20 protein-coding genes are annotated in these 21,394 nt (G+C 52.2%); 4 read left to right on the top strand and 16 right to left on the bottom strand.

Translation table 11 applies throughout. The features are described from left to right. Positions 1-2: 2 nt before the first annotated feature. From LPB67_RS08110 to yjgA, 4 genes are all read right to left on the bottom strand, one after another. On the bottom strand, positions 3-683 hold the full coding sequence (locus tag LPB67_RS08110) for a hypothetical protein (RefSeq protein WP_262836615.1): 681 nt from the start codon (positions 681-683) through the stop codon (positions 3-5). Between the two features lie 155 nt (positions 684-838). Continuing rightward, entirely contained in the window at positions 839-1,510 is a 672-nt protein-coding gene (locus LPB67_RS08105) for an alpha/beta hydrolase (RefSeq protein WP_262836843.1), read from the bottom strand. A gap of 179 nt (positions 1,511-1,689) precedes the next feature. Beyond that, positions 1,690-2,325, bottom strand: a complete 636-nt coding sequence (mog, locus tag LPB67_RS08100) for a molybdopterin adenylyltransferase (protein WP_262836614.1) — start codon at positions 2,323-2,325, stop codon at positions 1,690-1,692. Then, on the bottom strand, positions 2,315-2,965 hold the full coding sequence (yjgA, locus tag LPB67_RS08095) for a ribosome biogenesis factor YjgA (RefSeq protein ID WP_262836613.1): 651 nt from the start codon (positions 2,963-2,965) through the stop codon (positions 2,315-2,317). Before yjgA ends, mog begins: the two co-directional genes overlap by 11 nt. A gap of 83 nt (positions 2,966-3,048) precedes the next feature. Between yjgA and pmbA the strand changes: the two genes are divergently transcribed. Beyond that, on the top strand, positions 3,049-4,401 hold the full coding sequence (gene pmbA / locus LPB67_RS08090) for a metalloprotease PmbA (protein WP_262836612.1): 1,353 nt from the start codon (positions 3,049-3,051) through the stop codon (positions 4,399-4,401). Between the two features lie 22 nt (positions 4,402-4,423). Here the strand turns inward: pmbA and LPB67_RS08085 are convergent, their stop codons facing one another. Continuing rightward, complete coding sequence (locus LPB67_RS08085; protein WP_262836611.1) at positions 4,424-5,110, bottom strand: TerC family protein; 687 nt, start codon at positions 5,108-5,110, stop codon at positions 4,424-4,426. 302 nt (positions 5,111-5,412) lie between these two features. Here LPB67_RS08085 and LPB67_RS08080 point away from each other — a divergent pair, with 302 nt between their 5' ends. Beyond that, positions 5,413-6,498 (top strand): TRAP transporter substrate-binding protein, encoded by a 1,086-nt coding sequence (locus LPB67_RS08080; protein WP_262836610.1) that lies wholly within the window; start codon positions 5,413-5,415, stop codon positions 6,496-6,498. Between the two features lie 205 nt (positions 6,499-6,703). On the opposite strand, the gene LPB67_RS08075 is transcribed toward LPB67_RS08080, so the two are convergent. From LPB67_RS08075 to argH, 6 genes are all read right to left on the bottom strand, one after another. Continuing rightward, positions 6,704-8,971, bottom strand: coding sequence for an ATP-binding protein (locus LPB67_RS08075; protein WP_262836609.1), 2,268 nt, complete (start codon positions 8,969-8,971; stop codon positions 6,704-6,706). Between the two features lie 411 nt (positions 8,972-9,382). After that, positions 9,383-10,597, bottom strand: a complete 1,215-nt coding sequence (locus tag LPB67_RS08070; RefSeq protein ID WP_262836608.1) for a chromate transporter — start codon at positions 10,595-10,597, stop codon at positions 9,383-9,385. Further along, positions 10,590-11,540: a chromate resistance protein gene (locus tag LPB67_RS08065; RefSeq protein WP_262836607.1), complete on the bottom strand. Its 951-nt coding sequence runs from the start codon at positions 11,538-11,540 to the stop codon at positions 10,590-10,592. Before LPB67_RS08065 ends, LPB67_RS08070 begins: the two co-directional genes overlap by 8 nt. A 343-nt stretch (positions 11,541-11,883) precedes the next feature. Continuing rightward, positions 11,884-13,644: a TRAP transporter large permease subunit gene (locus LPB67_RS08060; protein ID WP_262836606.1), complete on the bottom strand. Its 1,761-nt coding sequence runs from the start codon at positions 13,642-13,644 to the stop codon at positions 11,884-11,886. Beyond that, the gene (locus LPB67_RS08055) at positions 13,641-14,183 is read right to left on the bottom strand and encodes a TRAP transporter small permease subunit (protein WP_262836605.1); all 543 of its coding nucleotides are present in this window, start codon (positions 14,181-14,183) and stop codon (positions 13,641-13,643) included. Before LPB67_RS08055 ends, LPB67_RS08060 begins: the two co-directional genes overlap by 4 nt. A gap of 368 nt (positions 14,184-14,551) precedes the next feature. Beyond that, positions 14,552-15,952: an argininosuccinate lyase gene (gene argH, locus LPB67_RS08050; protein WP_262836604.1), complete on the bottom strand. Its 1,401-nt coding sequence runs from the start codon at positions 15,950-15,952 to the stop codon at positions 14,552-14,554. 79 nt (positions 15,953-16,031) lie between these two features. On the opposite strand from argH, the gene LPB67_RS08045 reads away from it, so the two are divergent. Both LPB67_RS08045 and LPB67_RS08040 read left to right on the top strand, forming a co-directional pair. After that, positions 16,032-17,081, top strand: a complete 1,050-nt coding sequence (locus LPB67_RS08045) for a sensor histidine kinase (protein ID WP_262836603.1) — start codon at positions 16,032-16,034, stop codon at positions 17,079-17,081. Beyond that, the gene (locus LPB67_RS08040) at positions 17,078-17,917 is read left to right on the top strand and encodes a LytR/AlgR family response regulator transcription factor (protein ID WP_262836602.1); all 840 of its coding nucleotides are present in this window, start codon (positions 17,078-17,080) and stop codon (positions 17,915-17,917) included. Before LPB67_RS08045 ends, LPB67_RS08040 begins: the two co-directional genes overlap by 4 nt. Positions 17,918-18,077: 160 nt before the next feature. Here LPB67_RS08040 and LPB67_RS08035 read toward each other — a convergent pair whose 3' ends face one another. From LPB67_RS08035 to trpS, 5 genes are all read right to left on the bottom strand, one after another. Further along, positions 18,078-18,473, bottom strand: a complete 396-nt coding sequence (locus tag LPB67_RS08035) for a FlxA-like family protein (RefSeq protein ID WP_262836601.1) — start codon at positions 18,471-18,473, stop codon at positions 18,078-18,080. A 134-nt stretch (positions 18,474-18,607) separates the two neighbouring features. After that, the gene (locus LPB67_RS08030) at positions 18,608-18,736 is read right to left on the bottom strand and encodes a hypothetical protein (RefSeq protein WP_262836600.1); all 129 of its coding nucleotides are present in this window, start codon (positions 18,734-18,736) and stop codon (positions 18,608-18,610) included. Positions 18,737-18,748: 12 nt separating this feature from the next. After that, positions 18,749-19,981 (bottom strand): winged helix-turn-helix domain-containing protein, encoded by a 1,233-nt coding sequence (locus LPB67_RS08025; RefSeq protein WP_262836599.1) that lies wholly within the window; start codon positions 19,979-19,981, stop codon positions 18,749-18,751. 4 nt (positions 19,982-19,985) lie between these two features. Continuing rightward, on the bottom strand, positions 19,986-20,285 hold the full coding sequence (locus tag LPB67_RS08020; RefSeq protein ID WP_262836598.1) for a YciI family protein: 300 nt from the start codon (positions 20,283-20,285) through the stop codon (positions 19,986-19,988). A 17-nt stretch (positions 20,286-20,302) separates the two neighbouring features. Then, positions 20,303-21,358 (bottom strand): tryptophan--tRNA ligase, encoded by a 1,056-nt coding sequence (gene trpS, locus LPB67_RS08015; RefSeq protein WP_262836597.1) that lies wholly within the window; start codon positions 21,356-21,358, stop codon positions 20,303-20,305. Positions 21,359-21,394 lie beyond the last annotated feature (36 nt).

The raw sequence follows: 21,394 nt of genomic DNA, 5'->3' as shown, positions 1-21,394 counted from the left end.
AATCAGGCCTCCTGCCGTTGAGCACCTTTGTCAGTCCGGCGTAGATTCTTAATCAGCGCCTCGCTCACCAGGCGACTCGACGGCATCAGCGTGTGCATCACAGGTAACAGAATTTCCTGCTCCGCCCACGCTGCATAGGCTTCCGAAATCGAGACGACGCCATCGTTATCTTCGTCGCCAAACGGACTGTATTTTCCCTTGATGCCTTTATTGCCGACAATCGCAATCGTGGGCGTGCTGACGCTGCCTATGGCTGACATGCGCTCTGGACTCGACAGCAATTGCCCGCAGTCGCCGCTGATGATTTGAAACGGCAACAGATCGCGGATGCGGCCGGCTATCCGCGAGGCAGTGATGGGAGAGCCGAGCAAAAATAATTGATCAGGCTGGCGCGTGCCCGCTGGCAATGCATTGAGCGCGGCGCGCAATAATACGCCACCCAGCGAATGACCAATCAAGACATACTCGCCCTTGGCGGCGATCGCGCAGAGTTGCTTGACCAGTCTGGCTTGTATCGTTGCAAAATTTTCCAGCGCAACGAAATAATGAAAGCTATAGGTTTGCAAGCCATGCTCGCGCAAGCGCGACAGCAAAGGAAATGCCGATAGCGGCGTACGCCCCATGCCGTGCACGAACAGCACCTGGGTTTGCCGGGGGACTTGCCTGGTCGCGGGTCCGGTCATGCGCTGTCTTTCCGTGAGTATAAGAAATGCGGGAGTATAGGTAAAAACATGTTCATTCCCGCATTATTTATCGCGTCATCTAAAAATACTCTATCGGAGTATATGTTTCATTGAGTTCCGCTAGCCCGGCTCATCAGCGTGTCCTGTCGAGCGAATTACGCCGTCAACACACGTTTTAACCAGGCGCTGATGTCGTCGATTTCTTCCTGGCAGACTGAGTGCTGCATCATGTATTCATGCCATTCGACCGGATAACCCAGAGTCTTCAGCAGATCGCGTGATTGTTCGGCGCGGTCGATATGAATGACGGGGTCAGCGCGACCATGTGCAAGGTAGATCGGCGTGTGCTGATTCGATGCATGACGCTCGCTGGCGACCACTTCACGCAAGGGCACATAGCCAGACAGGCATAGCAGGCCCGCGAGTTTTTCCGGATAACGCAGGCCGGTTTGCAAGGTCATCGCACAGCCTTGCGAGAAGCCGGCGAGCATGATGCGGCTGGCCGGGATGCCGCGCGCTTTTTCACGCGCAATCAATTGCTCGATCGCGGTTTGGGACCTGCGCAGCCCTTTTTCGTCTTCACGCCGTGCGATGTCAGTGCCCAGAATATCGTACCAGGCGCGCATCACATAGCCGCCGTTGATGGTCACCGGCATGCTGGGAGCGTTCGGGAAGACGAAGCGGATCGCCGGACAGCCTTTGAGATTCAGCTCTTTCACGATAGGCACGAAGTCGTTTGCATCGGCTCCCAGACCGTGCATCCAGATAATCGCGACGGTCGGATTCGGGGCGCTTTCGAGTTCAATGGTGTCGAGTAAGGATGTCATTTTGGATTTGGAGTTGGGTGTGGATTTGGTGGTGGCTGGGGACTGGCTAAAACTGTTGGTCGTGATGAGCGCCAGAATCGCGGTCAGGGCGCTGCGTCTGATGGCGTTGATTTTACTGTCGCTCATGGTTGCCGGTGTCAGCTTGCTTGGACTCGTTTCCTGTAAGCGGGAAGGGGAGATTATGGCTTCACGCGCAATGCGGATTTCGGGCGAAACACCTTGCACACCGCCTCATGCGTCTCGATGTAAGGTCCGCCTATCAGGTCGATGCAATACGGGACGGCGGCAAAAATACCGGACACCAGTTGCTTGCCGTCAGCGTCTTTCAAGCCTTCCAGCGTTTCTTTGATCGATTTCGGCTGGCCCGGCAAATTCAGGATCAAGGCAGCATGATCGCCGGCTTCGCGGATCACCGCGACCTGACGCGATAAAATCGCGGTCGGTACGAACTGTAGGCTGATCTGCCGCATCTGCTCGCCAAAACCTGGCATCTCTTTAGTTGCAACGGCCAGCGTGGCTTCCGGCGTGACATCGCGGCGCGATGGGCCGGTACCGCCAGTCGTGATCACCAGATGGCATCTGGCCTGATCGACCAGTTCAATCAAGGCCTGCTCTATCGCAGCACGCTCATCGGGAATCAGACGGGTTTCCATGCTCCATGAGCTGCTGAGGGCATTGCCAAACCAGTCTTGCAGGGCGGGTAAGCCCTGGTCTTGATAGATGCCCGCCGAAGCGCGGTCAGAGATGGACACCAGGCCGATTTTCAGATGGTCCGGTGCATTGCTGGCAGCGCTATTGAGCATATCAGTCTTCATGTTGCTCGTGATCACTGTCGGCATCATCGAGATCGTCTTCATCTTCCGCATCGTCAGCGTCGCTGGCATCACCGGAAGCTTTTTTCAGGGCGGCACGCTGCGCCATCTGAATTTCTTTCAGAATCTGGAAAATCTCCCGATAGGCTTTGGGCGGTTTGTTCTCGGCTTGTTCTTTGCGCGCATTGCGGATCAGCGTGCGCAGATGCTGGACGTCGAGTTCTGGATTTTGCTCTAGCAGTTCGGTCAAGGCTTTATCGTCCGTCAGCAGTTTTTCCCGCTTGCGCTCCAGCGCGTGCATGGCGGCGGTATCGGATTTGGATTTGCCTTTCCAGCTATCGATGGTCTTCTGGATCAGCGCGACTTCCGCTTCATCCAGGGTGCGCATTTTTTTACCGACGAATTGCAGCTGACGGCGGCGACCTTCGTGGTCCTTGATGGTCTGGCATTCCAGGATCGCATCGCGCACGTCTTCCGGCATCGGCACGCGTTTAACGCGATCACGCGGCTGGTCGATCAATTCTTGCCCGAGTTTCTGCAGGGCGTCGCTCTCGCGTTTGAGCTGGGATTTGGAGGGGCGTTCGTATTCTTGCTCGAATTCGCTGGATTGGTAGCCGCACGAGCCCCTGTTTGGATTTGGCATAATGTATGCGCCTTTATTCTATAAACTAATGAAACGGCTGCTATGATACCCTTTTTATCTTCGACTCCAAAGAAACCCAGCCTATGAGCAAGCCAGTTTTTACCCATACGCAAGATCAATTAAAGCAAATTGCACAAGATGTTTTGCGGTTTTCGCGCGAAAAAGGCGCTACTGACGCCGCTGTAGAAATCAGCGAAGGCGGCGGTTTGTCGATCAGCGTACGTAAAGGCAAGGTTGAAACTATCGAACAGAACCGCGATAAAGGCATCGGTGTGACCGTGTATATCGGCCAAAAGCGCGGCAACGCGAGTACCTCCGATTTTTCCGGTGCATCGCTGCAAGCGACGGTGGATGCGGCCTACAACATCGCCCGCTTTACCGCTGAAGATGATTGCGCCGGTTTGCCGGAGGCTGAATTGCTGGAAAAACATCCGCAGGATTTAAAGCTCTGCTATCCCTGGCTGATCAGCGCAGAAGAAGCGATCGACCTCGCCGCGCGCACCGAAGCGGCTGCCTTTGCGGTCGATAAGCGCATCACGAACAGCGAGGGCGCCAGCGTCCATGCGCAGCAATCGCATTTTGTCGCGGCAAATTCGCGCGGTTTCATGGGCGGCTATCCGTTTTCGCGTCATACGATTTCAGTTGCGCCGATTGCCGGCAAAGGCGCACGCATGCAGCGTGACGACTGGTATTCATCACAACGCAATGCCAAAAAACTCGCCTCCCCGGAAGCCATCGGTCGTTATGCCGCAGAACGCGCTCTGGCGCGCCTGAATGCACGCAGGCTCGGTACCCGCAAGTGCCCGGTATTGTTCGAGGCACCCTTAGCAGCAGGCTTGCTGGGAACGTTTGTGCAGGCGGTATCCGGCGGCGCGCTGTATCGCAAATCAAGCTTCTTGCTGGATAGTCTGGGCACACAGGTTTTTCCATCGCATATCGAGATTTTGGAAGATCCGCATGTGATCGGCGCGGTAGGCTCATCGCCCTTCGATGATGAAGGCGTCAAAACGCAGCGGCGCGATGTGGTGAAGAACGGCGTGGTGCAAGGATATTTCCTGTCCACTTATTCAGCACGCAAGTTGGGAATGAAAACCACCGGCAATGCAGGCGGCTCGCATAATTTGTCGATGACTTCGGCGCTTACGCAACGCACCGACGATTTCAAAGCGATGCTGAAAAAAATGGGTACCGGCTTGCTGGTCACCGAATTGATGGGCGAAGGCGTGAATTATGTGACAGGCGACTATTCACGCGGTGCCTCCGGCTATTGGGTAGAAAATGGCGTGATCCAATACCCGGTGGAAGAAATCACGATCGCCGGCCACATGCGCGAGATATTCCGGCAGATCGTCGCCATTGGTGCCGATACCCTGACACGCGGTACCAAGCAGACCGGTTCGATTTTGATTGAGAGTATGATGGTTGCCGGTAATTAAACGGAACTAAGCGGAACCTTGATTACTTGTCAGGGTTCCCTTTTATTCTCGATGCAAGCAGCGCTCCGAATGCAACGACGAATAAAGCGCCCGCGATCGGCGCATACGGGATTGCTGCTGGAATATGGTGTTTGATCCAGTCGCTGATCGCCGCATCTTCTGTGAACATCGCGCCGGCAATCCAGCCCAGCATGGCAGCGCCTATATAAATCACCAGCGGAAAACGGTCCATCAATTTCAGCACCAGTTGACTGCCAAGGACAATGATAGGTACGCTGAGCAATAAACCGAAAATCACCAGCACATTGTTGTCGCCGGCAGCGCCTGAAATCGCAATGACGTTGTCCATGCTCATCACGGCATCGGCAATGATGATGGTTTTGATCGCGGTGAATAGGGTTGTGCCGCCGTCGATCTCCGGTTCTTCAGCGGATTCCGGCATCAATAGTTTTACGCCTATCCATAGCAATAGCGAGGCGCCGGCAATTTTCAAATACGGAATGGCCAGCAAATTCAGGGCGAACATAATCAAGCCGGTGCGCAATGCAATCGCCCCCACCATTCCCCAGAAAATACCCAGCTTGCGCTGACGCTCAGGAAGTCTGCGGCATGCAAGACCAATCACCACCGCATTATCACCGCCCAGCAAGATGTCGATGGTCATGATTTGAAAGACTGCGAACCAGAATTGCGGACTGGTGATATCCATGAATTATTTTTTACCGGATCTGTGCGTGATTGAGAGGGTACTGGCGTGAGATTTTTAACTTGTTCACAATTTTAAAGCGAAACAGTATCTCGTTTTGCCCAATTGTAGAAACAAAGTTACCAGTCCGCACCAGAGCGCGTAAAAAAACAAATCATACCGGGAGGATTATTTTTGTTTTCCTGAACAGATGTTGCGTTGCAATACGAACATTTATTGCGAGCGACTAATTAGCCCCATAGAATGATTTCGGTTTTGTTGAGTCCGGAAATGGTTCCGGTCATTATTAACATATCGGAGATGGTATGGAACGTCGTTCCTTTCTAAAAAAAGCTGCAGTAGGTGCGTCTGCCGGCGCAGCGGGCTTACCCGCAATGGCATCGGATACCCCAATACTCAACTGGCGACTGGCGTCCAGTTTCCCCAAAAGTTTGGATACCATTTTCGGCACCGCCGAACTATTTTGCAACCGCGTCAAAGAACTGACCGAAGGGAAATTAAATATTCGGCCTTTTGCCGCTGGAGAGATCGTGCCGGGCGGGCAGGTTCTCGATGCTGTGCAAAATGGCACCGTAGAGATCGGACATACGGCAGGTTATTACTATTACGGTAAAGACGCGACATTCGCGTTTGATACAGCGGTGCCGTTTGGCCTGACATCGCGTCAGCAGACGGCCTGGATGTTGCATGGCAACGGCATGAAATTGATGCGCGAGTTTTATGCCGATTACAACGTGGTCAATTTTTTGGGTGGCAATACCGGTACGCAAATGGGCGGCTGGTTCCGTAAAGAGATCAAAACACTGGAAGATCTGAAAGGCTTGAAATTCCGTATCAGCGGATTTGCCGGCAAGGTCATGGCGAAACTTGGTACCGTGCCTCAGCAAATTCCCGGCGGCGATATTTACCCCGCTTTGGAAAAAGGTACGATCGATGCGGCGGAATGGGTGGGCCCCTACGATGACGAAAAACTGGGTTTTTATAAAGTGGCGAAGGTGTATCACTATCCAGGCTGGTGGGAGGGCGGCGCGCAATTGTCTTTCTACGTCGGCAAAAAAGAATGGGACAAGTTGCCTAAGCTGTTTCAACAGGCAATCGAGGTGGCAAGTTTTGAGGCGCATACCGATATGCAGGCCAAGTATGATGCAAAAAATCCGGCCGCGCTTGGACGCTTGCTGCAAAATAAAATTGTTCTGAAACCTTTCCCTCAACCGGTGATGGATGCCTGCTTTAAGGCGGCTCAAGAGGCTTTCACGGAAGAAGCTGCCAAGAATCCGAAATTCAAAAAAGTCTATGACGATTGGGTCGTGTTCCGCAACAATCAAGGTCAATGGTTCAACGTGGCAGAGCAATCATTCGCCCGCTTCAACATGGTACGGGCGTTGAAGTAATTGGAATCGGCCTGACGGAAAAAACGCACATGATGTGCGGTTTTTTTATGTTCGTTCAGGCTTTCATTCAGATATATTTAGATCGAGACCGCAGGCTGGATGCGGCTTTCAGAGACATTTCGCGCCAACAGGCGCACCCAGCTTGCGGGTTCATTTGCCTTTTTTTCCGTGTCTCTGCGGTGAAAGGTTTTGCTTTTTGCGTGAATCAAGTCAAGGGGAGGTCGACATAGAAGGTCGAACCTACATTGACCTCAGAAGTGAAGCCAATTTTTCCGTGCATTTGTTCAATGATCGTTTTGCAGATGCTGAGTCCTAAACCGGTGCCTCCCTTTTTCTTGATATTTGAACTGTCGACTTGCGAAAATTTTTGAAAAATCTTGTCATAAAAATCCCTGGGTATGCCGCAACCCCGATCGCTGATGCTGATGCGCACAGCTTGATTTCTATGCTCGATGCTGATGCGCACTTCGCCACCGGAATGAGAGAATTTGATGGCATTCGATATCAGGTTGGTGATGACTTGTGACAGACGGTCTTTATCGACCTGGGCGATGAACTCTGGTTCGACTGACTGAAAAAGCAGGCGTATATGGTGTTGCTCGGCGAATGACATAGTAGATGCCACCGATTCTTGTATCAGCGATATCAGGTTGACCGGGTGAATTGTAAATTCCATATTGCCCGATTCAATTTTTTCCATATCCAGGATGTCGTTGATCAATCTCAGCAATCGTTCGGAATTTCTGGTGGCGATATCGACCAGGTCTTGCGTTTTTTTGGAGATGTCACCCGCTAATCCTGCACCGATAAGCCGTAGCGCGCCGTTGATGGAGGTCAGCGGGGTGCGCAATTCATGGCTGACAGTCGCCACGAATTCACTCTTCATCAGTTCTATGCGCTTTCGTTCGGTAATATCGAACGTCATGGCATAAAATCCTTCAACGTCGCCGGCCGGATTTTTTGCCGGTATGTAGTTAAATTGATAGAAATGGCGCAGTTCGCCTACGGTGCGCTCACTCTCAAAATTCACGGCTTCTCCACGAAGCGCCGCCTGTACATAAGGGGCGAGTTCTGCATAGATATCGTCGCCGTTGACTTCTCTGACCGTTTTGCCTATCAGGTCTTGCGGTGCTATCTCGTACATGGTGGTGACGTAGGCATTCACGAAAACGTGACGTTCGTTAGCATCGATATAGGTGATGATGGAGGGCAGATTATCTGCTATCGCTTGTAGCCTGTTCTGTGCATTTTTTTGCTCCCTCAGAGAGAGTTCCAATTCATTGGCCTTTTTCGCAATTTCTCCGGTTCGTTGCGCTACAGTGGATTCCAGGTGTTCATTGATTTCTACCAGTGCAAGCCGGTTTTTTTCCTCGCTGGCAATCATTTCAGATAAGGTCTTGGATAATAAGCGGGCCTCATAAAAGCCGCTCACCAAGGGGATGGCGGTGGCATTTTGATTATCAGCCCGCGCCTCAACTGCCGCGCTGAGCTGGTTCAGCGGCTTTGACAGGCGTCGCGATAAGAGGGAGGCAAGCAGCGCCATGATCAGGCCCAGCAAGCCACCAAGCAGCATGATATTTTTTTGTAATTGATAAGAGGCCGCCATGGCAAGCTCTTCGCGCTGACGGACCAAAATGGTCCAGTGCAAATTGGGATGGCTGAGGGCTTGGTCGGTCGTTGCATAGCTCATCAGATAGGTATGACCGTCTGCCCAATGTTCCCTTTTCGTGTCGTTTTTATCTGCAAGCGATAGTTTTAATTTAGCAAGATCTATTTTTGTTTCTTCCATCGATTTTGGTCCCAGCAGAACGGTCCCATCCTCGCGGATGATCAGAATATCGGCAGCATACTGATTTCCGGCGGGGGTAAGCAGATTCTGCGCGGTTTGCCTTGCCCATGCCCAGCTAAGATGCACGCCCATGACACCACGGTAGCTGCCGTCGCTCCTGGTAATGGGAATAGATACGTCGACAAAGCGCCAGGGTTCGGCACTGTAGGGGAGTTTTTTTTCCAATAATAATGCGGGATGATAGTCGCCCATATACAGCGATTGCTGACCTTGCTGAAACCAGGGCCGTTGACTGACATCCTGGCCTTCTAATAATCCTTGTGTCGCCGCTAATACCGTGCCTTTGGGATCAGCTAACCCTATCCATGCATAGGAGGGGAAAGTTTTTTGCAAGCTGTCGAGGATGTTGCGGGTTTCCTTGAGATCATTGGCATCTTTGATTTCTTTTAGATTCGATACTAACTGCACATCCCCGACGGCTTTTTGCATCACCAGATCCAGCGAATCGCGCATTTGCCATGCGAGTCGTTGAAGTCGTTGCTCGGCCTCGTTTTGAGCATAGCTAAAGGTAAATTGACTTACTAATAATAGCAACGACAATACCGTCAGCAGGACCGCAGAAAATATACTGATTGTCCATAACGCAGGTAGTCGCAATAGCGGAATTGGTTTAAATGTCGTCATGAAATTAAAGTGAATGAATCCTGGCAAACCAAGTAGCTATGTTTAGCTATCAGTTGTTCATAAAACGATATTGAAATGATTGACCTATTCAACACTAGAATTGCTTTGAAGTATGAAGGATTTTTCGTACCTTGATTTTTTTTTGATGTTTTATTTAGGAAATTGAGCAAATCATTGCTGTTTAGCTCACTCAAGGACTATTGTATTGTCGTTTTCTGGCATTGGACGACGAATGTAATGACGAGCAGTTGTTTCAAAAAAGCTTCGTCATTTCTCAAGCCGTTCTATTAAACTTAGGCGTGATGCAAAAATTAACACTTTCCACCACCGAGACACGGAGAAAATACAAGAGCAACTGCGGTCTTTATCGTCGATCTGCGGAATTTTTTGCGTGAGGGGGATAAAGTGAGATTAGTGAGGAAGTAACGGATAAATCAAAACGCCAAGAACCGCCGCAACAGCGACCACGAGCGGTTCTTGAAGTTTTTTAAATTTCCATAACAACACGATCGTCGTTAGTGCAATGAGTGCAGTGGGAATATCAATAATCGAGCGTTTCGCGATCACAAACACAGAGCCTGCAATCGCGCCTATTGCGGCGGCCGTAATCCCATCGACAAAGGCAAGTACGCCGGGGACTTTGCCGTATTTCTTAAAGTATGGTGCCGGGATAATGGTGAATAGATAGCAGGGCAAGAAAGTCGCTAAAGCCGCAACCGTTGCCCCTGACAAGCCCGCCACCAGATAGCCGATAAAGCCGACGGTAATGACGACAGGACCTGGCGTAATCATGGCAACGGCAACTGCATCAACGAATTGTTTATCGGTCAGCCAGTGGTGTTCTGTTACCACGCCGCCATACAAGAAGGGAACGATAGCGAGCCCCGAGCCAAAAACAAATGCCCCCGCTTTGGCAAAGAACACGGCGATCTGCGACAACACTGACAACTCGACTTCATCCAGCAGAGCGAATGCTAACGGCGCTTGCGCCAAACCCGCCGCATGCAATTTACCTGAATTGAGCCATTTCGGCGGCGCACGCATGAGCCACACTAAGACACCTGCTGCAATAAACAACCAGGCAATTTCCGATTCGGTAATCGCCGTCACGGTGGCAAGCAACAGGTAAATCGCCCACAGCAATTTATCTTTACCCACACTCTTTTGCGTCAGTTTTTTTGCACTCATGACGATGATACCGATGACTGCCGCACCCACACCATAAAATACCGATTGCATCCAGGACAAACCGCCGAAATGCACGTACGCCCAGCCCAAACCCACTACCATCAAAAATGAAGGAAGTACGAAGGCGATACCCACCACTGTTGCACCGAGAATGCGATAGTGGACATAGCCCAGATAGATCGCTAATTGTGCCGCCAGTGGCCCTGGCGCAAGTTGTGCCAGGGCTAAACCTTCTTTGTAATCTTCTTCGGTAATCCAGTCACGTTCAACGACCAGATCCCTGTGCATATAACCCACCAATGCGACCGGTCCGCCAAAACCGAGAGTGCCCAAACGCAAAAAATACACAAGGAGTTGCCACAAGGTATAGGCCGGCTTGAACGGTTGATCTGAATTAGTCGGGGACGCTGAATTAGCCGATGGAATGAGGTCAGCCACCTGGATTCTCCTGTGTTTTGCTCGATTGAAAAGTCGCCAGCAAACCATCAAACACGCTGCTTGCAGCAAGTACGAGCTGGTCATCGCCAGTGATGGTGGTACGCATGCCAGCCAGCACACTTTCTATCCCTACTGATTCAGGTGGTTGTATGCCGCCTACGTCAAGGTAATGCACTAATGCGCATAATTGCCGTAAAGCGGGGGAGTCCAGACCAAAGCTTTCCAACAACACCTCGAAACTGACGCGATTCGCTACGTGACTGAATGTCGCGCCATCAAAGTCAAAACCCAATGCATCTGCCGGACAGTCGTCAGGCGACGTCAACCAGAGAAGTTGGGCCTGTGGATCAATAAAGCGCCGTATCAGCCAGGCACAGGCAAGACGGTCTACCCAAGGGCGGCAGCGTGTCGCCCAGCGGCGTCCTTGAAAATCGCTGATAGCGAGACGAGAAATGGATCCTGTCATAGCGTGAGGCTCATCAGGAGTTAGAACGCGGGCAATATTGAGTTCCAGTTCTTGTAAGGCGGCATTGGCGTGCGCCTGGGCTTCTCCCGGAAAGAAATCGATTTCTGCAATCGTGGCAAATACTTTGCGTAGCTTGCGCGTTTGCTTCAATGTTTCCTGCACGGTGTCATTGGATAGGCTGTCTTGCACTTTAGCGACATCGGCTAATAAGGCAGTGAATTCTTCATTACGCTTAAACAGACTGGCAAAATCAGTTGCATCCGGCTCTTCAACACGCAAGATTGATGCGCTACCCCCGCCAGAAATCACATCAGTGGCGATAGCATCAAGCGCTGCTTTACAGAAGTCATGGTCGGGCATCAGATAAACGCCATCACGCAAGACGACTGCGCCGGAAGTTTTAAGCGCCCGCCAGGCGCGCATCCTGACGGTTGCGTTCCCGGTGGGGAGACTGCTGATAAGTAATATCCATTTCATAAGGTAGATTATTTTACTTATTTGTAGAGATGTATACTAAATTAAATATTTTTAGTAAAAAAGCCAATTTCTTCCAACGTTAAATATTGACACTATGCAAATGCGGATTGTCAGCATCACGAAATTTGATGAGGAAATAATGTCATAGAGTTGATCGATTTATTGCTTAATTGTTGTTCAGTATCAGAGAGCAACAGCTTATGGTTTGCTAAACAGAACAAATGTAAGTGCGCCAAATAAGAAATGCCCGAAGCAAACCATACTTCAGGCATTTTACTAATGGGATGGGCTATTTCATTTCCGAAAAAATTATCGCTATGAAATGTATAAACCGGCATTCAATTTATTTCGGTGCTTCCTGAAACTGGAATTTTGGCGGCTCCTCTTCCGGGATCGATGCAGGTGCCTGGGCGGCGGGTTTGCGGGCTTCCGCACTAAAAACAGGCGGCTTGATCTCGGCCTCCGGTTCTTCCCGTTGCTGTTCAATCAGCAGATTATCCGAGACAGGTTGGTTGACTCCCTTGTCAAGCAGCGCCGTGACCATCACCGGGAAGCACATGACCAGCGCGACCATGATCAATTGCAGGCCGACCCAGGGTAACGCGCCCCAGTAAATATCGGAACTCTTGACTTCTTTCGGCGCCACGCCACGCAGGTAGAACAAGGCAAAGCCGAAAGGCGGATGCATGAACGAGGTTTGCATATTCACGCATAACATGACGCCGAACCAGACCAGCGCCGCAGAGGACGCGGCTTGCGGACTGCCCATGCTGTCAAGCAGCACCGGCGACAGGATTTTTTCAGCAACCGGGGCCAGCATCGGCACCACGATAAAGGCGATTTCAAAAAAATCCAGGAAGAACGCCAGGAAAAAAATGAACAGGTTCACGATCAGCAGAAATCCTATCCAGCCGCCAGGTAATGATGTGAACAGATGCTCAACCCAGGGACCGCCGTCCACACCTTGAAACACGACAGAAAAGCAGGTGGAGCCGATCAGGATGAACACCACCATCGCGGTGATACGCATAGTCGACTGGTAGCCGAGCGTGATCAGCCGGCGCAATTCGCTGATTCTGTAAGCGCGTGCGATCAGCCAGACGATGGCGGCGTAGACCACCAGCAAGGCAATTTGCAATAGGGATTTGAGCGGCTTGCTAAGACCGGCCTCATCCGAGTAAAAGAACAGGCCGATAGTCACAGCGACACCGATGGCGATCAATCCAAAACGGAAAGCCCAGCGATCTTTTTGGGTGAATTCCTTATCCCGCAATACCGCCAGAATGATTGCGCCAAGTGCCCCCATCGCGCCGGATTCAGTGGGCGTTGCAATCCCCAGCATCATGGTGCCGAGCACCATGAAAATCAGCACGGCTGAGGGAATGATCCCTTGCAGGCATTTTTTCCATAAAGCCCATCCTTGCAAGGTTCTGGCTTCTTTCGGCACGGCTGGCAGCCAGTCAGGCTTGATGCGGGCAAGAATGAAGGTGTAAAGAATAAACAGGAAAATCTGCACCAGCGACGGACCCCAGGCACCGAGATACATGCTGCCGACGTCAGCGCTGGAGGTTTGCGTTTTCAACTGATCGGCCAGCACTACCAGTACCAGCGATGGCGGCACCAGTTGGGTAATCGTGCCGGATGCTGCCAGTACGCCGGTGGTGTAGCGCATGTTGTAGCCGTAGCGCATCATGACAGGCAGCGAGATCATTGCCATCGCGATGACTTGGGCCGCGACCGTGCCGGTGATCGCACCCAGAATAAAACCGACGATGATCACGGAATAACCCAGGCCGCCGCGGACAGGACCGAATAATTGCCCAATGGAGTCGAGCATGTCTTCGGCCAATCCGCATTTTTCAAGGATCGCCCCCATGAAGGTGAAGAAGGGAATCGCCAGCAATAAGTCGTTGGCGAGCACGCTGCCAAAAATACGTTGCGGCACCGCCTGCAGAAATGCGACATTAAAAAAACCAAGCTGTATCGATAATATGCCGAACGAGAGCCCGACCGCCAGCAAGGAAAACGCCACGGGAAAACCGACCAGCATAAATACCACCAGGCCGGCAAACATCAGTGGCGGCATGTATTCTAAAGCGATCATTGGACTGGCCTTTCGTATTGCGCTTCCAGATGCGTCTTGCCAGCCAGCGAGGCAATGCGTTTGATCAGTTCAGACAGGCCCTGTAAGCTCAGTAAGGCAAAGCCGAGCGGCACGATCAATTTGATCGGATAACGCGGCAAGCCTCCCGAGTTACTGGATTGCTCGAGGATCTCCCAGGATGGCAGGAACAGTGATTTCCAGGCCAGCCACGAGAACAGGATGCAAGACGGGAACAGAAACAGCACGATGCCGAAGATATCGATCCACAGACGGGTGCGATCCGATACGTGGGCATAGATCAGATCGACCCTGACATGTTCATTTTTTTGAAAAGTATACGAAGCGCCCAGCATGACCGAGGCGCCGAATAAATACCATTGCAATTCCAATGGCCAGTTATCGCTCCAGTCAAATCCATAGCGTATTAACGCATTGGAGGCGCTGACGACGCATGACAACAAAATCATCAAGTTGGCCAGGCTGCCGAGACGCTCATTCATCACGTCGATCCATCTGGACAGGCGCAGAAATACTTGCATGTGATATCTCCAGTGTTTGTTTTATTTTTTATAGGTATTACGAAAGCTAAACAACGGCACTCATGACATGATCGAGGGCGCTCAAAAGTACGCCAGATATATCAACTGCGATGAGCAGATTTCTGCTCCGTGGCGTCACGGCGTCAAAAGCCGTAACGAGTATAAAGGAGCCGGGTGGAGTTTGGATGCCTGAAAGAGATAAAAGCAGTATTTTTATTCAGGCATCCCAAAGTAATTGGTCGCTTATCTTCAGGTCGGGAAATGCACTTGATTGCGCTGGCGTTGAGGCGCTGACAGCAATGATGATGTGAGCTGAAACAAGGCGGTGCGCTGTCACTAAGCGCACCTCTCCCAGTCGATTGATCCTGTTACGAAGCCGCCAGTTTGCTACGGGCGCGGGCGATCGCGGCCTTGACCTGATTCGGCGCGGTGCCGCCGATGTGATCGCGGGCGGCGACCGAGCCTTCCAGCGTCAGCACCGCAAACACGTCGTCTTCAATCAAGGTCGAGAAGGCGCGCAAATCTTGCAGACTCATATCGCTGAGATCGCAGCCCTTATCGACGCAGGTCTTGACCGCATGCGCCACTGCCTCATGCGCATCGCGGAACGGCAGGCCGCGCTTGACCAGGTAGTCGGCCAGATCGGTGGCTGTTGCATAGCCCTGCAAGGCCGCCGCGCGCATCGCTTCCGGCTTGACCGTGATGCCGCCTGCCATGTCGGCAAAAATCCGCAGGGTATCGGTAATCGTATCGACGGTATCGAACAGCGGTTCCTTGTCTTCCTGATTGTCTTTGTTGTAGGCCAGCGGCTGGCCCTTCATCAAGGTCAGCAGGGCGACCAGATGACCGTTCACGCGCCCGGTTTTGCCGCGCGCCAGCTCAGGTACATCAGGATTTTTCTTTTGCGGCATGATCGATGAGCCGGTGCAAAAACGATCGGCAATGTCGATAAATCCCACCCGCGGACTCATCCAGATCACCAGTTCTTCCGACATGCGCGAGATATGCGTCATGATCAAGGCCGATGCGGCGCAGAATTCAATCGCAAAATCCCGGTCGGATACCGCGTCCAGCGAGTTGTGGCAGACATCGTCGAAGCCCAGGGTCCTGGCGACCCGCTCGCGATCGATAGGGAAGGTGGTGCCTGCCAGGGCTGCGGCACCAAGCGGCAGGCGATTTACGCGTTTGCGGCAATCGATCATGCGTTCGGCATCGCGGCTGAACATCTCGACATACGCCAGAATATGATGGCCAAAGGTGATCGGTTGAGCCACTTGCATATGAGTGAAGCCGGGTAAGATCGTGCCTGCATTGTTCTCTGCCAGATCCAGCAGGGCAGAGCGCAGATCACCCAGCAGACCGACGATATTGTCAATCGCAGCGCGCACATACAGGCGGATATCGGTCGCCACCTGATCGTTGCGCGAACGACCGGTGTGCAGACGCTTGCCGGCGTCGCCGACCAGTTCGGTCAGACGCTTCTCGATGTTCAGGTGCACATCTTCCAGATCGAGCAGCCATGTAAATTTGCCGGACTCGATTTCTGCCTGAATCTGCGCCATGCCGCGCTGGATATCGGCATAATCTTGGGCCGTGATGATTTTTTGGGCCGCCAGCATTTCCGCATGCGCCAGAGAACCCTGGATATCGAAGGACGCCATGCGGTTATCAAAGAACACCGATGCCGTGTAACGTTTTACCAGATCAGAGACAGGTTCGGAGAAACGGGCAGACCATGCCTCGCTTTTTTTCGAGAATTGTGATGTCATAGCAGAAAGTTAATGAAAAGCGAGTCGACGTACATTCGACGGATCCCCCGATTATAAAACACCGAGGCTGTTTTCCCCTATGCATGAACAAACAAAGTACACGTCGGCGGATTGGCTGATTCCCGATTGCTGCAATATCGGCATCGTATTTCGCGTCTTAATCGTCGTCAATTTCTCGGTATTGCTGAGCTTGCTGGCGCGCGGACAGGGCTGGCTGCTGAATTTGCAAGATTTTATCGAAACCGCCATGCTGGTGGAAATGATCAGCCTGTTGTCGCTGTTCGTGCTCTGCGGCGTGCGACGACTGGCCGAGCGCGACACCCGGCAGCACAAGCCGCCGGCCTGGCTGCAGCGCCTGGCTTGCGGCCTGGTGCCGGCGATGGTGGCGATCTTGTTGTTACGCGCGCTGGAACCTTTTGAATGGTTTGTCTTCAGCTTTCCTCGCCTGAATGATATCTTCACGACGGTATTGTGTTTTGTGTTCGGCCTCGCGTTCCAGCATTATTTTGAATTGCGCAGCCGTGCCTATTCTCCGGCGTTGGGCGAAGCGCGTTTGCAGGCTTTGCAGGCCAGAATACGGCCGCATTTTTTATTCAATAGCCTCAATGCCGTGTTGTCGCTGATCCGGGTCGAACCGCGTCGTGCCGAGACCGCCCTGGAGGATCTGGCCGATTTGTTCCGGGTGCTGATGCGCGATACCCGCGACATCACGACCTTGAAGGAAGAGATCGATTTGTGTCGGCAATATCTGGCGATCGAAAAAATCCGGCTCGGCGATCGCCTGCAAGTGGAATGGAATACCGTCAACCTAACGCCGCAAGAATTGCGCGACACAAAAATAGCCAGTTTGCTGCTGCAACCTTTGCTGGAAAACGCCGTACATTACGGTGTAGAACCGTCCCAGAGCGCTGCCCTGATCAGTATCACGATACAGCGTAGTTTGGATAAAATAGAAATCCGCATCAGCAATCCTTTTCACACGGATGCGGATGTGCCTGGCGGCAATCAAATGGCACTGGAGAACATACGACAGCGCCTGCGCCTGCTCTACGATATCGAGGCGCAAATGACGAATTACATTGTCGATGATCACTTTGTAGTGCAATTGTATTTTCCGTATAAAAAATGACTAAACCCACAATATTCATAGTCGATGACGAGGCGCCCGCAAGACAAAGGCTGACCACGCTATTGACGGACATCCAGGCCGAGTGTCCCTGCGAATTAGTCGGCGAAGCCAGCATGGCGCAAGCGGCATTGGACGGGATACAGGCGCATCAGCCCGATATCGTGCTGCTCGATGTACAGATGCCGGGCATGACGGGATTGGAACTGGCGCAGCATCTGCGACAGAGGGCGCTGGAATCGAAAAAATCAGCACTGTCGTCGCAGGCCGTGATTGCGTCTCCCTCGATTATTTTTGTCACGGCCTATGATGAATACGCGCTGAAAGCCTTCGAAGTCCATGCCATGGATTATCTGCTCAAGCCGGTGCGCGCCACCCGTCTGGCCGAAGCTATCCAGCGCGTCAGTCACATGCAAAATGCGGCAACGCTGTCTGTCAATCATGCCGCGACCCAGCCCGCACTCGTCCTGCCGACCAGACGCCAGGCGTTCTCGGTGCTTGAGCGCAACCGGGTTCTACTGGTGCCGGTTGCCGAGGTTTTATTTTTAAAAGCCGAACAAAAATACGTGACTGTACATACCAGAGCACGTAATTATCTGCTGGAAGAATCGCTGACTTCTTTAGAAGAGGAAATGTCGGACCGGTTAGTCCGGGTACACCGCAATGCGCTGGTGGCGCGCAACGCCATCATGGGCGTAGAACGGGCGACCAGCATCGTCGATGCCGATAGCGAGAATGAAAAAATTTCCGAATCCTGGCAAGTGATCGTGCGCGATTGCACCGAGCGGTTACCGATTTCCCGCCGCCAGTGGCCGGTGATTAAGGCATTGGTGCGCTAACTTTAAAAACATATTATTAATCCGGTAGTTAAATACGACGAAAGATGTGGCGCATTTGGCGGGCAAGAGAAAATAGAGCGATCCGTAAAGCGCGTCATTCCTGCCTGCTTTGCTGTTGATTTTGCCGTCTTTGACCAATCAGTAAACGTGCCGAATTCGGTTAGGCCAGAGTATCGACGTTGCTGCCGAGATGCGGATTCGCGGTAGAGGCGATCGCTCCCGTCCCGCTATTATTTTCTTTACCTGACGATATGTTCAAGACCTTACCGGGATCAATATCGGCATCCTGATTCGTTGCTGATGGAACTGTTTGCCTATTCGCATTGGTACTGCTCACCTGATCGATACGGGCCCTGACGCCACTAATTTTGGCGGATAGGGATTGGATTTGCTCTTTGCCTTCTATGGTTTTCGATGAAGCGCAATTGACGCAATCGGATAGCTGTTGTTGGTAGATGGCCAACTGCGCTTGCAGGCTGGCCGCAAGCGCGGCGGAATTGGTCGGGTTCGTCGCATTGATAGCGCCGGAAGCGGATGAGCCAATCGCCTGCACCATATTCTCTCCTTCTGGCATATCAATCGCAACAAGCTATGTCCAGATAAGTCGACTGGGTGGGAGAATCCTTACAATAATAGGGTTATGCAAAACCAAGAAAATTGTTCAACGCAGAGACGCAGCATCTATGAGGCTTACAGAGCAATATCGGTCTGAAAGCCGCATGCAGATTGCGGATAGATTTTAAATTCTTCCAAAAACCACGCCTGCTTTGGCGGCGAATCTTTCGCCAGATCAGTTAATGCATCATCAATACGCATCATCAAAACACGTCATCAAAAACAATGCGCTAGCAGCGCATGCAATGGTTCAGGCTTGCAATAGACGACCTCGATCTGATCGCAGGCGTGCCAGCCCGCAAACTCCTGGACGACTCTGGCGATATCGGTTGCCAGCGCCTGGCTGATGCGGACGCCGGCTTCCAGATGCAAGGCCTTGATCTCGAACCGGCCTTCTTTGCGATGGGCTTTGGCATCCATCCTGGCGATCAGCGCACCGTTACGCAAGATCGGTAAGGTGAAATAGCCGTATTGCCGCTTCGGTGCCGGGGTATAGCACTCCAGTTTGTAGTCGAAATCGAATAGCTCGATCGCCCGTTTCCTGTCCCAGACCACGGGATCGAAGGGCGACAAAATACGCGTGTTGCTTGCCTTGAGTTTACCTGCGACGGCACGCTCCAGCAGAGCGGCATGGTCGGGGTGCACGTACACCGCCTGATCCCAGCCAGCGACGGTGGCTTTGAGCAGCAAGCCTTGTTCTGCCAGGATTTCCGGCTGCAGGCGTTTGTCAAGTTTGGCCATCCGGAAATAGTCGGCGATCCAGCTCGCTTTGGCGACACCGAGTGCGCGTACCGCTCGCAGCACTTGCTGCTGATGGCAATCATGCTGCGACAGCAGATGCTGCTGGTCTTTCCAGCTGGGATGGACGCGTTCACGCAGGTCGTAAATCCGCTGGAAATTATGGCGTCTGGCGACCATCACTTCGCCCGTCGTGAACAAGACTTCTAAGGCGCGTTTTTCGGGTTTCCATTCCCACCAGCCGCCGGCCTTGCCATCGGTGCGTTCAAAATCTGCCGAACGGGTTGCGCCGTGCTGCTTGATATGTTGTTTGACGCGCGTGACCTGCTCTTGGTTTTCGCTGAGCCAGTGCTGATTGTATTTCCAGCCCATCTTGTGCGGCGAGATCATCTGGTGGCGGTACCAGCCGTAATCTTCTATCGGTAAAAAGCAGGCTTCATGCGACCAGTATTCAAAGATTTTGCCTTCTTCCAGCAGCTCCTCCAGCCAGGCATGCGGATAATGGCCGAGCCTGCTCCACAGCACCAGATAAGGGCTGCGGGCGACCACGCTGATGGTGTCGATTTGCAGTGCCGACATATTGCGTATCTGTTGCAGCACATCTTGCTTGGTGGCTGGCCGGCGCGGCGCGTCAAGCAAGCCTTGGGCGGCCAGATGCAGTGCGCGTGCGGATGCCAGGCTGAGGTCGGGACCGGGATCGAGGATTGTCATGTGTTTAAATTAATGTCATTCGGTCAGGAAAAGCTTTTGACCAAAATGAAATTTCAACTCGTTCTCTCAGCCCTGCTTTCCAAAAAGGATCTTCTACCAAGAGTTGTTCTATTTGATTTTTCTCTTCAGCTTGTACAATCCACAATCCACCAATAGCCCCTTGATCTGGAGATAATCGCAAAGAGCCAGCTACTAAAATCGTATTTTTATGTATATTTAACCAATCTAGGTGTGCTTGCAAAAATTGACTACGAGTCGCTAATTTATCTGGTTTGTCATGAAAACGCACAGCAAACAAGTTCATCGTTTAATCTCAATTCGTTAAAAATGTTTCAGGCCGATGGCTGCTTTGACTTCATCGGTGGTCCTGGCAGCAACTTCTCTGGCTCTTTCTGTGCCTTGTTTCAGGAGTTGCAGAACTTGTCCCCGGTCCTTGGCGAACTCTTCGCGACGGGTCCGTATCGGTGCCAGCATGTCTTGCAAAATGCTTTCGAGACGGGCTTTGACTTTGCTGTCGCCCAGGCCGCCGCGTACATAGTGATCCTTCATTTCCTGCAGCGCGATTTTATCGGCATCAAATGCATCGAGATAGATAAAGGCGACATTGCCTTCCAGATGGCCGGGGTCTTCTACACGCAGATGCAGCGGGTCGGTATAGACGTTTTTGACTGCCGCCTTGATCTCTGCCACGCTGGCGCCGAGGTTGATGGTATTGCCGAGCGATTTACTCATTTTGGCTTTGCCGTCGATGCCTGGTAAGCGACCGATTTCAGGAACCAGTGCCTGGCATTCAACCAGGATGTCTTTTTTCGCCAGACGGTTGAAGCGGCGCACGATCTCGTTGGTCTGTTCTATCATCGGAATCTGATCGTCGCCGACCGGCACCAGGCTGGCTTTGAATGCGGTGATATCGGCAGCCTGACTGACCGGGTAGGTCAGGAAGCCGGCTGGAATATCGCGCTCAAAATTGCGCAAGACGATTTCTTGCTTGATCGTAGGATTGCGTTCCAGGCGCGCTACCGTGACCAGATTCAGGTAGTAAAAAGTCAGTTCGGTCAACTCGGGAATTTGCGACTGGATAAAAATCGTCGACTTGGCCGGATCGATACCCACCGCCAGATAATCCAGTGCGACTTCCAGCACATTGTTATGCACTTTGGCGGGATCATCCATGTTGTCGGTCAGGGCCTGGGCATCGGCCAGCATGATGTATTGCTGGTATTCATGCTGGTATTTGACGCGGTTACGCAAACTGCCGACGAAATGGCCGAGGTGCAATGGACCGGTAGGGCGGTCGCCGGTCAGGATCAGATGCTGTTTGCCGGCTTCGAGTATGGTGCTGCTCGAATTTTCTGCTGCTTGATTGATATCGCTCATAGTGTGCTTTGTATATGCTGTACTGGTTCTTGTCGG

The organism is Undibacterium sp. Jales W-56 (assembly GCF_025548535.1).
Taxonomy (GTDB): domain Bacteria; phylum Pseudomonadota; class Gammaproteobacteria; order Burkholderiales; family Burkholderiaceae_D; genus Undibacterium.
Note: the sequence above shows the minus strand (reverse complement) of the source record. Positions and strands in the feature narration are given on the sequence as shown.